Below are 14,327 nucleotides of genomic sequence, written 5' to 3' on the forward strand. Positions count from 1 at the left end.
TGCTAATAATGTTGGCATGCCTTGAGTCCTTTCTATGTTTCGATTAGCAAATATTAATATCGTTCGCGATCATCGTTCTATTTTATCTATAGATTCGTTAAATATACCCACAACAGAACTCACAGTGGTTCTTGGTCATAATGGTTCAGGAAAATCTACACTGGTTAATCTCCTTTCTGGGCAGATGGCACCGGATAGCGGGCAAATTGATTTAAATGGCACGAGTCTTTCTCAATATAAAACGAAAGAATTAGCGCAGAAAATCGCATATTTACCACAAAAACTGCCAGCCTCAGCGGGGCTGTCTGTGAAAGAACTTGTGCGGTTAGGGCGTTTTCCGTGGCGAGGTGCACTTGGTCGCTGGCAAGCTGACGATGAAATTATTATCCAACAAGCGATGGAGAAAGCTGGGGTTGAGGGGTTTTCCGCGAACTTAGCGGACAACTTGTCTGGTGGAGAGCGCCAGCGCGCATGGGTTGCCATGTTACTTGCTCAACAATCACCAGTTTTAATACTGGATGAACCGACTTCTGCATTAGATATTCACCATCAATACCAGTTAATGAATTTATTGAGTGAGCTTAATAAAGTTCATGGGATTGGTGTGATTGTGATCCTTCATGACCTCAACCTTTCTTTACGGTATGCAACACACATCGTGGCATTAAAAAAAGGGAAAATAGAATTTGAGGGAAAAAGCGTTCTTCTCCATGATGAAGCAAGGCTATCGTCACTCTACGATACTCCGATTAAATTAATACCACACCCTAGTTTTCCCGAGTCAGAACATCATAGGGTTGCTATCGTATGCGCTTAAGAATCAATTTGCTTGGCCTTATTTTATTAACAGGTACATTATTATGCTCATTTTATACACGGGCTTATTCTGTTACGGACAGTCGTGGTATTGTCGAGTTCAATTCGCCGCCTCAGCGCGTTGTGGTTTTAGATTGGGATTTGCTGGAACAGCTATTAACGCTTGAAATTACACCTGTTGGGGCCACGGAATTAGAGAGTTACCAGCAATGGGTTGTTGACCCAGCTGTTCCTTCTTCGGTCAAAGAGGTGGGTACGCGAGCTGAGCCTAATTTAGAGCAAATTGCCGCATTGAAACCTGATGTTATTATTGCAAGTAGCGCGCAAGAAGATTTACTGCCTTTATTGGAAAAAATAGCGCCAGTCGTTTATTTATCAAATTTTGCACGTCAAGATGATTCAGGGCTTGTGGCCATTGCTCATTTTAAAACGTTGGCTCGCTTATTTGAGAAGACGTCTTTTGCCGATGAATATTTAGTGAAAATGGATAAACGTTTTGCTGAATTAAGATCACAACTTGAACGTGCTTTTACAACGAAGCCAAGTGTTGCTGTTATCCGGTTTTCAAGTTTAAGCACTATTTTTCTTTATACTGAGAATTCAACACTCAATTATGTTCTTGAACAGCTTGCATTAAAGCCTGCTATTTTAGTCCCCGCACGTCCTTGGGGAATAGAGCAGAGACGAATAAATTCATTGCAGTTTATAAATGATGGGTACGTGTTATACATCAAACCATTTGTAGAAGAAAAAAAACTGAATGATTCCATATTATGGCAGTCGATGCCTTTTGTTAAACAAGGGCGGATAAATAGTGTTCGTCCCGTTTGGAATTATGGTGGTGTCTTTTCCTTGCAATTAATGGCGGAAGCATTAACAGAAAGCTTATTACAGGTTGCTCCTCATAATGACAACTAAACAGCACTCAATACTATTTTTTGTATTAATGGTGGTCGCGCTGATTAACCTTCAGCTCGAACCTGGGGTTACACTCAGTCAGCAATTATTTTTAGTTATCCATCCAGCTTCAGCCGATACATTTGCTGATTATTTTTATTTATATGGCCAATTACCACGCCTTGCTATGGCATTATTAGTGGGAGCAACTTTTGGTTTATTGGGCAGTTTGATGCAGCAATTAACACAAAATAATCTTACTTCACCACTAACGTTAGGTTCATCATCCGGTGCTTGGTTAGCATTAGTGGTCGTCAATATTTGGTTTAGTAACGAGATTGGGTTATATCAAACGCTAGCTGCGATGGTGGGAGCATTACTTGCATTTGGTTTAGTAATATTAATTGCAGGTATTCGTAATATGACAGGCATTCCGTTAGTTGTTTCAGGAATGGTCATAAATATTTTGTTTGGTGCTATAGCGACTGCATTAATTACATTAAATTCGCAATTTGCACAAAATATTTTTATGTGGGGAGCAGGAAATTTAGCGCAAGATGGTTGGCAAAAAGTGGTTGGTTTATTACCTTTATTGTTCCCTGTTATTATTATTATTATCTGTTTCGCCCCACGTATTTTGACATTATTGAAATTAGGCCATGAAGGGGCTAAAGCTCGAGGCTTATCCGTTTTACCAACTTTTTTACTTTTTATTGTTTTAGCATCTTGGTTAGTAGCGGCGACTATTTCAACTGTAGGGGTTATTAGTTTTATTGGTTTATTAGCTCCAAATATAGTACGGCGAATGGGTAATATGAGTACAAGGCAAGAGTTATTAAATAGTGCAGTTGTAGGGGCTATTTTATTGCTTCTTGCAGACAGCGGGGCAATCGCACTAACAAATTATCTTAATATTGTGGTTCCTACGGGTGTAATGACAGCTGCTATTGGTGCTCCTTTATTGATCTGGTTTAGCCGCCGAACAATGACAGCCCAAGATCAATTATCGATAGGGTTATTACCAACAAAAATAATACTTTCTAAAACCACGGTATCTATTCTTATTTTATTGTTAGTAAGTGGAGTTGTATTTTCCCTTTGCTTACAAACGAATGGTGAACAATATTATTGGCAACTGCCGTCAAGTTTTCAATGGGATATTAAATGGCCTCGTTTATTAGCGGCGACATTTGCTGGATTAGCCTTGAGTATTGCGGGGGTTTTATTACAAAGGATTATTTATAACCCGTTGGCCAGCCCAGACATTTTGGGGGTTTCTTCAGGGGCTACAGCGGCACTCGTTCTATTTAGCCTACTATTAGGCACGGCTATTCAAACCTCATTTTGGGGTGTTGCTTTAATCGGGAGCCTGATTGTATTAGGAATATTGTTATATCTAGGTAAACGGCACCAATACGCACCAGCAAGTTTAATTTTGACAGGGATCTGCCTAACGGCAACGTTAGAAGCTTTTGTTCAGTTCTTTTTAGCTCAAGGGACATTGAGTAGCTATCGGATATTATTATGGCTTTCAGGCTCAACTTATCGTGTGGAAGGGCAACAGGCCATTATTTTTTCAATCAGTGTTGTTGTGTTAACTATATTAGCGATCACGTTAAATCGTTGGCTAGTTTTATTATCAATTAGTCGAACATTTGCACAGGGAAGAGGACTAAATTCACAATTAGCGACTATATTGCTATTAATCTTAGTTTCATTATTGTGTGCCTTTGTCACTTCCACTGTTGGCCCCATTGCATTTCTTGGTTTAGTTGCACCCCATATGGCTTTTTTAGTTGGCGCTAAAAAGGTGAAACAACAACTTATTATTAGTGGGTTGATCGGCAGTATATTAATGGTTTGGGCAGATTGGCTAGGCCAAATTATTATTTATCCAACACAGATTGCGGCTGGAATTTTTGTCGCTATTTTAGGTGGTGGATATTTTTTATTGCTGATGGCGATGAATAAAATCAAGTCATAATTTATGGTGTAAATGTGGTTAGTTAAAGCCTTACTCAAGGCGAGCTAACTAACACTAAACAATGAATTTTGGGTAGTGTTGCATTGAAGGTTGTTAACGAAGGTACGACTTCTGTATTGATCAAAATATGGGTTGATACAGGAGACAAAACCGCTTCACTAGAAAAATTATAGCGTCGTTTCTTATCCGTATTATTTCAATATCACAGCCCCAGAATGGAGGTAAAAAAGTGAGTTAAGTTGAGCCGCGTTCAATTAATTGCCATTCGAGGATTTCATGGCTGTCATCGAGTTGCGGGTGCTTAATTTTATTGAGTAGTAGTTGAACGCTACGGATGCCAAATTGATGCATCGGCTGCACAATGGTACTTAATGGCGGTGTGGTTACTTCACCGAAGGGCACACCATCAAACCCTAACACAGCAATATCATTCGGAATATGCAATCCCTGCTGATGCAAAACACTCATTGCACCGCCTGCGATGACATCAGAAATCGCGAATACAGCATCGGGTTTGGGCGCATTTTGCAGTAACTTTTCCATGGCCTTCGCCCCCGCGGTGTAATCTAATTCTTCTACATACTCGATTTTACAATATTCAAAGCCAAGTTCAGCGAGTGCTTTTCGGTACCCTTGTTCCCGTTGTTGCGAATAGAGGTAACGCATATCACTGTTAATTAATGCAATGCGTTGGCGATTTTTCGCTGCTAAATGATAAACGCCTGCGCTAGCGGCTTGTGAATTATCAATAGTAACAGAAGAAGCACGAAATTCTGGATCCCCTTCACCACACTGCACCCACGGAAAATCCCCAATCATATCAGTAAGCCCCGGTAAACAACTCACAGCATCCATAGTGATGACGCCATCAACAACCTTACCTCTGAGTAAACTTAGATAAGCGGATTCACGCGTTGGATTGGATTCAGAATTACATAACAAAATATGATAGCCGTGGCGTTCCGCTTCTTCTTCAATACCACGTACAACCAATGAACAAAAGGGGTTAGTGATATTAGACACCAGTACCAATAGCATGCGACTACGCGAGGTACGTAGCTGGCGCGCTAATAAATTAGGTTGATAATTACACTGAGCGATGGCGGCAAGAACTTTATCTCGAGTTGCGGGTTTTACAATATGTTGATCATTCAATACCCGTGAAACCGTTGCGGCAGAGACTCCTGCAATTTTCGCCACTTTTTCTATCGACATTGTTCACTTTTCCTTTTGTCTATTGCCATGCACAGTATGCAACATCGCGATGAAAAGTACGATTGATACAATCAACTTGTGATGCAGATTGCAAATTTATCTTTTAGATCATTATTGAACCATTCAGCTAGTTGCTGAAAGAAACAATTTGGCTATATTTTATAAATGAAATCGATTTCAGTAAAAATGTAATCGATTTCATTTTTGGATTTAGCTGCCATTTAGTGAAAAGCCTCATTTTATAAACAATAAAACATGAGAGGTAATGAATGGATATACAACTACAGCTTGCGAAATGCGCTGATCGGAGTGAAGTCGCGCATTTGATTTATCACTCAACGAATGTCTGGTATCAACAACATGGTTTAGGCGCAATATTTCAGTCTGCGCCTGAAGAGTGCCATTTATTTGTTGATGTATACCAACAACTTGATCCTGATTACCACTGGGTAGCTCGTGATTCACAACTCAATATTCTTGGCTCGTGTTTTTTTCACCCACGAGAAACACATTTGGGCCTTGGGATTATGAATGTCCATCCCGACGCATTTGGGCAGGGTATTGCAAAGAAATTACTGTCCAAAGCGGATGAATTAGCCGGAAATTTACCCATTCGCTTAATTTCAAGTGCCCTGAATTTAGACTCTTATTCTCTTTATCGCCGCGGCGGTTTTACACCTTATGCAATTTACCAAGACATGGTGATTTCAGTACCAGAGCAAGGCGTGAATCTCCCTCGCTTGACCAAAGGAATTGTGCGAGATGCTCGAACCGAAGACTTACCGGCTATTTTACAATTGGAAGCGGATTCATTAGGTATTAGTCGTCAGCGGGATATTGAATATTTTTTAAATGACACCAGCGGGTTATGGCGAATTGCAGTCTGGGAACATAACCAGCGCATCGAAGGTTATCTTGCCTCTATCGCACACCCCGCATCGAGGATGTTAGGGCCCGGCTGCAGCTATCGTGATGAGATAGCGCTGGATTTACTCGGTTGGATGCTAGACAAACATCATCGTGGTGCGAAGCCAGTCGTTTTAGTTCCCACAGAGCGAAGCGCACTGTGCCAAGCGCTATTGCGATGGGGCGGTCGAATTTGTGAACTGCATCTTGCGCAAGCCAAAGGTTATGCGCAGAAACCAAGCTGCGTGGTTATGCCGTCCTTTTTACCTGAAAGTGGCTAATAAAAAATAGAAATTATTGGGGGTCTTATGGGTACAAATAGTCTTGCTCAAGGCGGTAAAAATACTGCCCATGTATGGGTAGTACCGCGATTGGCGTTAATGATGTTCCTTCAATTTTTTGTGTGGGGGGCATGGTATGTCACGCTAGGGGTTGTCATGGGGAAATATGGTTTATCAGCAATTATTGGTGATGCCTATTCGACAGGGCCCATCGCCTCTATTTTATCTCCTTTTGTACTAGGGATGGTGGTTGACCGTTTTTTTGCATCACAAAAAGTGCTTGGCGTGCTGCATCTCATCGGTGCCGGTTTGTTATGGATGATCCCAAGTTACTTTACGGGGGATCATAGCGGTCTGTTATGGATAATCTTTGGTTATATGCTTTGCTATATGCCAACTATTGCTCTTAGTAACAACGTTGCCTTTTATAGTTTACCGAACAGTGAGAAAGCGTTCCCAGTTGTGCGTGCATTCGGTACATTTGGTTGGATTGTTGCGGGGCTGATTGTCGGTTCAACAGGGTTATCAGATAGTACAGAAATTTTCACCTTGGCGGCAGTAGCTTCGTTGGTACTAGCGATTTACAGCTTTACATTACCACACACGCCAGCACCAGAGCGTGGTAAACCTGTTGCGATGCGCGACTTGTTATGCGCAGATGCGTTTGCCATGCTCAAGCAACGTCATTTCTTAGTTTTCATCATTTGTGCAATGCTGATCTCTATCCCATTGGCGGCTTACTATGCCTATGCGGCGCCATTTGTTGCGGCGACAGGATTTACTAACGTTGGTGGCGTGATGTCTTTAGGGCAGATGTCAGAACTGTTCTTTATGTTATTGATACCATTCTTCTTTGCTCGTCTTGGTATCAAAGTGATGTTGCTGATTGGGATGCTATCTTGGTGCTTACGTTATGTCATGTTTGCCTTAGGGATTGCTGAAGAACTGCGCTGGATGATTTATATCGGTATTTTCTTACATGGTATGTGTTATGACTTCTTCTTTGTTATTGGTTTTATCTATACAGACAAAGTTGCTGGTGAGAAAGTAAAAGGGCAGGCGCAGAGCTTGCTGGTCTTGTTTACCTATGGCGTGGGGATGTTAATTGGTTCACAAATCAGTGGAATGCTGTTCAATAGCATTGTCACAACGGAAGGCGCAGCGGCTCTGCCTCAATGGCAAAGTTTTTGGTGGTACCCAGCGATTGGTGCGTTACTGATTGCCGCATTGTTCTTCTTCACGTTCAACTATAAAGAAAAGCCAGTGGAGGAGAAATAAGATGGCTAATTTACGCGTCTTAGTCGTTGGTTGCGGCAATATGGGAGCCTCTCATGCAGAGGCTTACCACCGAATGGAAGGGGTTGATATCTGCGGGCTGGTGGCTCGTGGTCATTCAAAAGACATTCTCAATGAACATTTAGGTGGTGAATATGCCACGTTTGATAATTACGAACAGGCATTAAAAGCAACGCAACCAGATGCGGTTTGCTTAACGACATACCCTGATACTCATGAAGCTTATGCATTGCTAGCACTCAAGGCAGGCTGTCATGTGTTTATTGAAAAGCCATTAGCCACTACGGTTGAAGGGGCTAAGCGTGTCATTGCTGCGGCTAAACAAGCCCATCGACAAGTGGTGGTCGGTTATATTTTGCGTCATCACCCATCGTGGCAACAATTCATTCATCTAGCGCATGAGCTGGGTAAGCCATTAGTGATGAGAATGAATTTGAATCAACAAAGCCATGGTCAGATGTGGGGTGTACACCGTAACTTGATGCAATCACTATCACCGATAGTTGACTGCGGCGTTCATTATTTAGATGTGATGTGCCAAATGACACAAGCTCAACCAGTGAGTGTCAGCGCTATTGGCGCAAGATTGACCGATGAATTACCAGACAATATGTATAACTACGGTCAATTACAGGTTCGTTTTGATGATGGCTCAGTGGGTTGGTATGAAGCGGGTTGGGGACCAATGATCAGCGAAACGGCGTATTTTATCAAAGATGTTATAGGCCCTCGCGGTGCGGTTTCGATAATGGCTCGGCATGGAGAAGGAAATAGCGACAATGTTGATGGGCACACACGCACTGACTCTTTACGTATTCATTATGCAGAGCTTGATAAAAACAATGCTTTTAAACATCCTGACCATTGGGTTGACTGCCAAGATGAGCCAGACCATTTGGCACTGTGCCTAAGTGAACAACGTTATTTTATTCAATCGATTACGGAACAATTTTCATTAGAACAGCATTTACAAGACGCACTCAATAGCTTGCGAATTGTTCTTGCTGCGGATGAAGCTGTGCGTACACAGCGCACTGTGATTTTAGGGAGTGAGTCATGAAAACAATCCAAGGTCCAGGTATTTTTCTAGCACAATTTATTGGTGAGAAAGCCCCTTTTAACTCATTAGAAAGCCTTGCTGAATGGGCATCAAGCCTAGGTTTTACATATATTCAAGTGCCAACGATCGACCCACGTATCTTTGATTTAGACTTGGCAGCCACAAGCCAAACTTATTGCGATGAGTTGGTTGCCATGTTACAGCAATATGGTATTCAGATCAGTGAGTTATCGACTCATATACAAGGCCAATTGATTGCGGTACATCCAGCGTATGACACTGTTTTTGATGGTTTTGCCCCAGTGAGTGTCAGAGGTAATCCTCAAAAGCGCCAGCAGTGGGCGGTGGAGCAACTCATCAAAGCGGCAAAAGCCTCTCAGCGCCTAGGGCTAGTTACACACGTGACTTTCTCAGGCGCACTGGCGTGGCCTTATTTTTACCCTTGGCCCCCTCACAATGCACAGTTATTTGATGAAGCATTTGCTGAACTTGCGCTGCGTTGGTTACCTATTCTGAATGTGTTTGACGAGTGTGGCGTCGATGTATGTTACGAGTTGCATCCAGGGGAAGACTTACACGACGGCGTGACATTTGAGCGTTTTCTCGGCCTTGTCGATAACCACCCGCGTTGCCATATTCTCTACGATCCAAGTCATTTATTGCTCCAGCAGATGGATTATCTTGCGTTTATTGATTGCTATCATCAACGCATTCGCGCATTTCATGTCAAAGATGCGGAATATTCACCAAATGGCCGTAGCGGTATCTATGGCGGTTATCAATCATGGGTTGAGCGTGCAGGGCGTTTTCGCTCATTAGGGGATGGTCAGATTGATTTTGTATCTATTTTCAGCAAATTAACTCAGTACGGTTTTTCCGGTGTCGCTACAATGGAATGGGAGTGTTGCCTTAAATCCCCAGATGCCGGGGCGAAAGAGGGAGCCGATTTTATCGCCAATCATATTATTCCAGTGGTTGATCATGCCTTTGATGATTTTGCAGTGGTAGATACTAATCTTCAAAAAATCAGAGCATTACTTGGGATCGTAAGTGATAAATAAAGGATAAGGCGATGAGACTAAAGCTGGGAATGGTTGGGGGCGGGGAAGGTGCATTTATTGGTGCCGTGCATCGATTAGCGGCTCGTATGGATGATGAGTTTGAGTTAGTTGCAGGCGCATTTTCCTCGAATGAAGAAAACGGTAAACGCACAGGGGAACGGCTGCACCTTGCGCCTGAACGATGCTACGCCAGCTATCAGCAAATGGTGCAAAGTGAAGTCGCACGTGATGATGGCATTGATGTTGTTGCGATTGTCACGCCTAATCACTTGCATGCCCCTATTGCCGTTGAATTTTTACGCTCAGGTATTGACGTTATCTGTGATAAACCATTGTGTACATCATACTCAGAAGCTTTGCAGCTTGCTGATGTTGTGCGAGAAACGGGTAGGCAACTGATTCTCACGCATAATTACAGTGCTTATCCGTTAATTCGTGAAGCGCGCAGCCGGATATTAGCAGGGGAACTAGGAGAAATTCGTTATATTGAAGTGGAGTATTTGCAGCAATGGCTAGCAACACGATTAGAGGAAACTGAAAACAAGCAAGCAAGTTGGCGTACCGATCCACAAAAAGCGGGAGCGGGCTGTATAGGCGATATCGGTACTCATGCGTGGCAGTTAGCTTCATTTGTCACAGGGATGTTGCCAGAGGCCATTTGTGCGGAACTCACATCAATAATCCCTGGAAGAGTGCTAGATGATGATGTGCGTGTGCAAATGCGTTATCACAACGGAGCAAAAGGGCGTCTATGGGCGAGCCAAGTGGCCTGTGGTGAAGAAAACGGGCTGCGACTACGCATATATGGCAGCCAAGGGAGTCTTTCATTTTCCCAAGAAAATCCTAATCAATTATGGTTAAAGCCGTTTGATTCGCCAATGTATTGTGTGACACGGGGATCAATGTCTCAATGGGAGGAAAACCGTGCGATGTCAAGGGTTCCAGCCGGGCATCCTGAAGGATATTTAGAGGGTTTTGCTCAGGTTTATCGTGAGGCGGCAACTCGTTTACGCAAGGGAAGCGGCGCATCACCGTTATTACCAGGTATTGAAACAGGCCTACAGGGGATGGCATTTATTGATGCCGCAAAACGTAGCCATGATAGCTGCGGTCAATGGATTGATTTTACGCAATATCGTTGCTCATCATAATCTCTGCGATGGATGGTCTGAGGTTAATGAGTTGGTGTAATCTATAACCTTTATGAAATATATTACGGCACAGAGGTTGTAATAATGATTTTTTCTTTGTAATACGGATAGGCAAAAGCGACGAGGGGAGTGAACCGGAAAGCTATACTGCTTGATAGAATCAGTTAAAAGGAGAGGATACCTCTCCTAGTGATGTTACACCACCAGCGTGGTGTAACAAAAAATGTTTCAATGTCGGTATGTATCTTGTTACGTGTGCAACTTAATGTCGTTATTTAATCCATTCTTGTTGAATAATTTCGACACTCAATGAGTAATTGATTTAGAGAACAGCTGGATAATAACAATTCCCAGCGCAATGCATGCTAGACCAATTAATGCTGGAAAATCAAGTTTCTGTTTATAAACAAAAAATGATAATGCTGAAACAAGAAATATTCCCGCTCCAGCCCATATCGCATAGGCGATACCAATATTCATACTTTTTACAACTTGGGATAATCCATAAAAAGAAATGGCATAACCAATAACGACAATAATACTGGGTACTAACTTAGTAAACCCATCAGACGCCTTCATCATGGTTGTCGCGGTTGTTTCAGCTATGATAGACACCATTAAGATTGCGTACACTTTCAGCATAAAAACCTCTTTAACTTATTTAGCAAACATTCCAAAATGACAATTTTAAACTATGTTTGAGATAAAAATGTCTAATGGCTATGAAACTCAACGCCTAAGTAAGCGTTTATACCAAGGGACTGGAACTGGGTGTACAATAGCCCGCAAAGCACGTGCATAATCCATAATTAATCCAGGGGTCCATGCCATCATCAGTGCACGCCGACGAATTTGAGCCGCAATCCATAACTCTGGCATGCAAAGTACATTTAAAATCCCGATAAAATCACTTCTCTTTTGCATAGACAAAACACCATCTAATGCAGCCTCCAAACCATATGCAACACTGCTGGAGCAGTTTTGGTATGTTAGGTTATAAATAGGGTATTGGCGATATTTTTCCCAAAAACTCAATAAAGAAGCATAGTTATAAACATTGAAAACAATCTGTCTGTCAGATTCACACCATTCGGATGCTTCAGTTTGATAATTAGGCAAGAAACGCCCCGGAACATTATTATCAGCGGTTGCTTTTAGTAGCCTGAAAAACTCTGATGGAGAACGATCAATATCTTCTTCAGGGTATAAGCTGATATAGAGGTGCGGGTAGAGTTCTAGGGATGCATGCCCCGTCGAGATTACTCCTTCAGAATCAACAGCCGCAATATAACGATTAATAATTGGCCGTGGTACAGGGCGTTGGTTTGCGGAGCCTTCGGGGGTCCAGATATGAACAGTCAAAATAGTATCTTGTTCAGTTTCTCTACTTATAGTGGAAGATTGTGGGGTCTCTGTTATGGGGCGCATTGCCCCTTTTTTCTTAAACGACACAGGTAAAGGACGCATCAGTTCAAATATGGATGTTCCTCGTTGGATATGACGGGCTCGAAATGCTAACTTCAGGCATCCAAATCCACTTCCTATCATCAAAAAACCGATAAAAAAAGAAATTGTTGCTTGGTGATGGGTAAACAGAAAAAAGGCAAACAGCATTTCAATTACGCCCCATAATAGGATTAATTGCCATCCAGGAAAACGTACGATCCAAGCTGATGCAACAACAAATAATCCGGTAATAAAAAAAACAAAACCGAACATTGCTGACAATAATACATTGCTATATGTTTGATTAATCAAGATAACCAATGCACAGAACAAAAATAGACCACCTTTAAAGAAAAGTATCGTTTTTTGTGTTCCAATTCCGCTTGAAGCGACACTTAATGTGATCAGACTTTCAAGTAACAATAGAATACCAAACAAATGTATTGGAAAAAAAAGAATACCATCAACACCATCGATGAAAATAAATATACCAATAAAACACCAAAGGAGCCCAATCCCCCAGAGGTAATGTGCTTTTCCTCTGATAAATTCGGCACCGAAAAGTAATAATGCAATTTGTAGCATCACTTATCCTTTGTTATTACATCAATTTTAGGATACTTCACCCAAAATAAACCAATTCCCAACAATCATTACTGGTTTGTTATGACTAAAAATAACACTTCCACGATCTTCTATATTCCACCAACGACCTTCTTTATCTTTCAGACAAAAGGTTATTATTGGAAGAGTGGTTTGAGCCTGCTCTTGTTCCCAATGTCGAGCGAGTTTTTCTCGGTCGTCAGGATGAATAGATTCCATAATTTGCCTTAGATCGGAAAGGGTTGTTAAATCAGCCTTCGGATATGAACAATCTGTATTTCCCCATTCTATAGCACCATTATCTAGATTAAGTTGATATACTAGGTGCTGCGGTTTATAAGCCCCTTGTGTGTCATCAATACTATGAGTACTTCGAGCGACAACTCGTAAAAAAACCATTAATAATGATATGACGGTCAAATACCCCTGTATTAACCACAGTGACTCATGGCGAAATAGGCCATGAAGATAAAAAGGCCCGTGCTGATTACGAGTGTAATAGATTGTAATAGTGGCAAGTATTAATAGTGCTATTGATCCCCCTCTGTTTCCCCACAGCATAGACAGGGTAACAGCAAGCAAAATAGGGATACAGAGTAGCGATAATTTAGCAGTATTACGATGATGATGAAAATAGGAATGGTATATCTGTATCGCAGTATCATTGAATATTAATATTGTGCTAATAATAAGAAGAATAAAAACAATACTTCCCCAAATTATATTAATTTTGAAAGAAGGCACCACCCTTTTGAAATGGGTATTAATTAGCCCCATAATCACTGTTGTGGCAAAGATGTTGCCAGTAATATCAGCAATAAAACCATCCCAAAAAATATCATTAAGTGATGTATTATCAAGCCAATACAAACTGATAGAAAATAGAACTGCATCCGCAAAACTGACAATTATTGTTGCCGATAGCCATAACAATATTAGTTGCAGATCATCTCCTCGTTGAGCATACCTACGGACAATCCAAGCAATAGCAATACAAGAAAGTACTGCCAGAGCGGCGTATATAAGTGAAAGGGTGATTTGCTCACTATCAAAGCCATTCAGAATCAAGTTTAATACAACGAAGCCAATCAGTAATGGTAACCATTGGCGCTTGTGCATACATAAAAAAGCGGTTGTTGCGACTCCCGCAGGAAACCAGACAACAGAAATATCTGAATTCTCTGGTGTAAGTATTTCGGAGATTTCACCTGTTACGTAATAAAGTAATAGCCATCCTATTATTACGATTAACGTGGTCTTATTTGATAGTAAAGATGTTTTCATAGTTTATTTCAGGTTATGCATCATAAAGTTATGTTTGGCCTTATCTTAATGCGAAAAGGTCTACATCATTTCTCTTTTCAAAAAATATCAAAATGATATCTTGAGGTATAGCTATTATTATATTTTTTCCTATATTTTTAGACACTTTTTATTTTATTCTGAGTTCGGCGCTGTAGGTACTTCAATGAACATTACGCGTCTAGAAAAAGCCAATAGCGCACCTAATCTGAATTTCTTAAAAAGAAAAACACGGCTTGTTGTTTTCATAGACAGCTATTTGTGAAAGATACCCACGTTATATAAAGCAGTAGCCGAGCAATAATGGCA

12 protein-coding genes are annotated in these 14,327 nt (G+C 41.4%); 8 read left to right on the forward strand and 4 right to left on the reverse strand.

Features of this window, described 5'->3' with window-relative positions:
• Positions 1–34: 34 nt before the first annotated feature.
• From P3L44_RS06760 to fhuB, 3 genes are read left to right on the forward strand one after another with little or no spacing between them, the layout of a single operon-like run.
• Positions 35–817 carry an ABC transporter ATP-binding protein gene (locus P3L44_RS06760; protein WP_004261670.1) on the forward strand — a complete coding sequence of 261 codons (783 nt, stop codon included), beginning with the start codon at positions 35–37 and terminating at the stop codon, positions 815–817.
• Complete coding sequence (locus P3L44_RS06765) at positions 808–1,734, forward strand: iron-siderophore ABC transporter substrate-binding protein (RefSeq protein ID WP_272662639.1); 927 nt, start codon at positions 808–810, stop codon at positions 1,732–1,734. Before P3L44_RS06760 ends, P3L44_RS06765 begins: the two co-directional genes overlap by 10 nt.
• Positions 1,724–3,697 (forward strand): Fe(3+)-hydroxamate ABC transporter permease FhuB, encoded by a 1,974-nt coding sequence (gene fhuB, locus P3L44_RS06770; RefSeq protein ID WP_272662641.1) that lies wholly within the window; start codon positions 1,724–1,726, stop codon positions 3,695–3,697. Before P3L44_RS06765 ends, fhuB begins: the two co-directional genes overlap by 11 nt.
• Before the next feature lie 234 nt (positions 3,698–3,931).
• Here fhuB and P3L44_RS06775 read toward each other — a convergent pair whose 3' ends face one another.
• Positions 3,932–4,912 (reverse strand): LacI family DNA-binding transcriptional regulator, encoded by a 981-nt coding sequence (locus P3L44_RS06775; RefSeq protein ID WP_004261663.1) that lies wholly within the window; start codon positions 4,910–4,912, stop codon positions 3,932–3,934.
• A gap of 269 nt (positions 4,913–5,181) precedes the next feature.
• Here P3L44_RS06775 and P3L44_RS06780 point away from each other — a divergent pair, with 269 nt between their 5' ends.
• The 5 genes from P3L44_RS06780 to P3L44_RS06800 are packed head-to-tail and all read left to right on the forward strand — an operon-like array spanning position 5,182 to position 10,667.
• Complete coding sequence (locus tag P3L44_RS06780; protein WP_140170931.1) at positions 5,182–6,099, forward strand: GNAT family N-acetyltransferase; 918 nt, start codon at positions 5,182–5,184, stop codon at positions 6,097–6,099.
• A 27-nt stretch (positions 6,100–6,126) separates the two neighbouring features.
• Positions 6,127–7,377, forward strand: coding sequence for an MFS transporter (locus P3L44_RS06785; protein WP_004261658.1), 1,251 nt, complete (start codon positions 6,127–6,129; stop codon positions 7,375–7,377).
• Between the two features lies 1 nt (position 7,378).
• A complete protein-coding gene (locus tag P3L44_RS06790; RefSeq protein WP_272662643.1) occupies positions 7,379–8,455 on the forward strand; it encodes a Gfo/Idh/MocA family protein in 1,077 nt (358 codons plus the stop codon).
• Positions 8,452–9,516: a sugar phosphate isomerase/epimerase family protein gene (locus P3L44_RS06795; RefSeq protein ID WP_272662646.1), complete on the forward strand. Its 1,065-nt coding sequence runs from the start codon at positions 8,452–8,454 to the stop codon at positions 9,514–9,516. Before P3L44_RS06790 ends, P3L44_RS06795 begins: the two co-directional genes overlap by 4 nt.
• Positions 9,517–9,527: 11 nt before the next feature.
• A complete protein-coding gene (locus P3L44_RS06800; protein ID WP_140170926.1) occupies positions 9,528–10,667 on the forward strand; it encodes a Gfo/Idh/MocA family protein in 1,140 nt (379 codons plus the stop codon).
• A gap of 306 nt (positions 10,668–10,973) precedes the next feature.
• Here the strand turns inward: P3L44_RS06800 and P3L44_RS06805 are convergent, their stop codons facing one another.
• The 3 genes from P3L44_RS06805 to P3L44_RS06815 form a co-directional block, all read right to left on the reverse strand.
• On the reverse strand, positions 10,974–11,306 hold the full coding sequence (locus P3L44_RS06805; protein ID WP_371021498.1) for a DMT family transporter: 333 nt from the start codon (positions 11,304–11,306) through the stop codon (positions 10,974–10,976).
• Positions 11,307–11,396: 90 nt separating this feature from the next.
• Complete coding sequence (locus P3L44_RS06810) at positions 11,397–12,698, reverse strand: HdeD family acid-resistance protein (protein WP_004912893.1); 1,302 nt, start codon at positions 12,696–12,698, stop codon at positions 11,397–11,399.
• A gap of 27 nt (positions 12,699–12,725) precedes the next feature.
• On the reverse strand, positions 12,726–14,000 hold the full coding sequence (locus P3L44_RS06815; RefSeq protein WP_200129322.1) for an MASE1 domain-containing protein: 1,275 nt from the start codon (positions 13,998–14,000) through the stop codon (positions 12,726–12,728).
• Positions 14,001–14,327: the final 327 nt, after the last annotated feature.

It is taken from the genome of Providencia sp. PROV175, assembly GCF_032707045.1.
Taxonomy (GTDB): Bacteria; Pseudomonadota; Gammaproteobacteria; order Enterobacterales; family Enterobacteriaceae; genus Providencia; species Providencia hangzhouensis.

Coding starts and splice junctions, on each gene's coding strand:
- P3L44_RS06810 (WP_004912893.1), bottom strand. CDS start 12,698: ATGCTACAAATTGCATTATTACTTTTCGGTGCCGAATTTATCAGAGGA.
- P3L44_RS06795 (WP_272662646.1), top strand. CDS start 8,452: ATGAAAACAATCCAAGGTCCAGGTATTTTTCTAGCACAATTTATTGGT.
- P3L44_RS06775 (WP_004261663.1), bottom strand. CDS start 4,912: ATGTCGATAGAAAAAGTGGCGAAAATTGCAGGAGTCTCTGCCGCAACG.
- P3L44_RS06800 (WP_140170926.1), top strand. CDS start 9,528: ATGAGACTAAAGCTGGGAATGGTTGGGGGCGGGGAAGGTGCATTTATT.
- P3L44_RS06780 (WP_140170931.1), top strand. CDS start 5,182: ATGGATATACAACTACAGCTTGCGAAATGCGCTGATCGGAGTGAAGTC.
- P3L44_RS06760 (WP_004261670.1), top strand. CDS start 35: ATGTTTCGATTAGCAAATATTAATATCGTTCGCGATCATCGTTCTATT.
- P3L44_RS06790 (WP_272662643.1), top strand. CDS start 7,379: ATGGCTAATTTACGCGTCTTAGTCGTTGGTTGCGGCAATATGGGAGCC.
- fhuB (WP_272662641.1), top strand. CDS start 1,724: ATGACAACTAAACAGCACTCAATACTATTTTTTGTATTAATGGTGGTC.
- P3L44_RS06815 (WP_200129322.1), bottom strand. CDS start 14,000: ATGAAAACATCTTTACTATCAAATAAGACCACGTTAATCGTAATAATA.
- P3L44_RS06765 (WP_272662639.1), top strand. CDS start 808: ATGCGCTTAAGAATCAATTTGCTTGGCCTTATTTTATTAACAGGTACA.
- P3L44_RS06785 (WP_004261658.1), top strand. CDS start 6,127: ATGGGTACAAATAGTCTTGCTCAAGGCGGTAAAAATACTGCCCATGTA.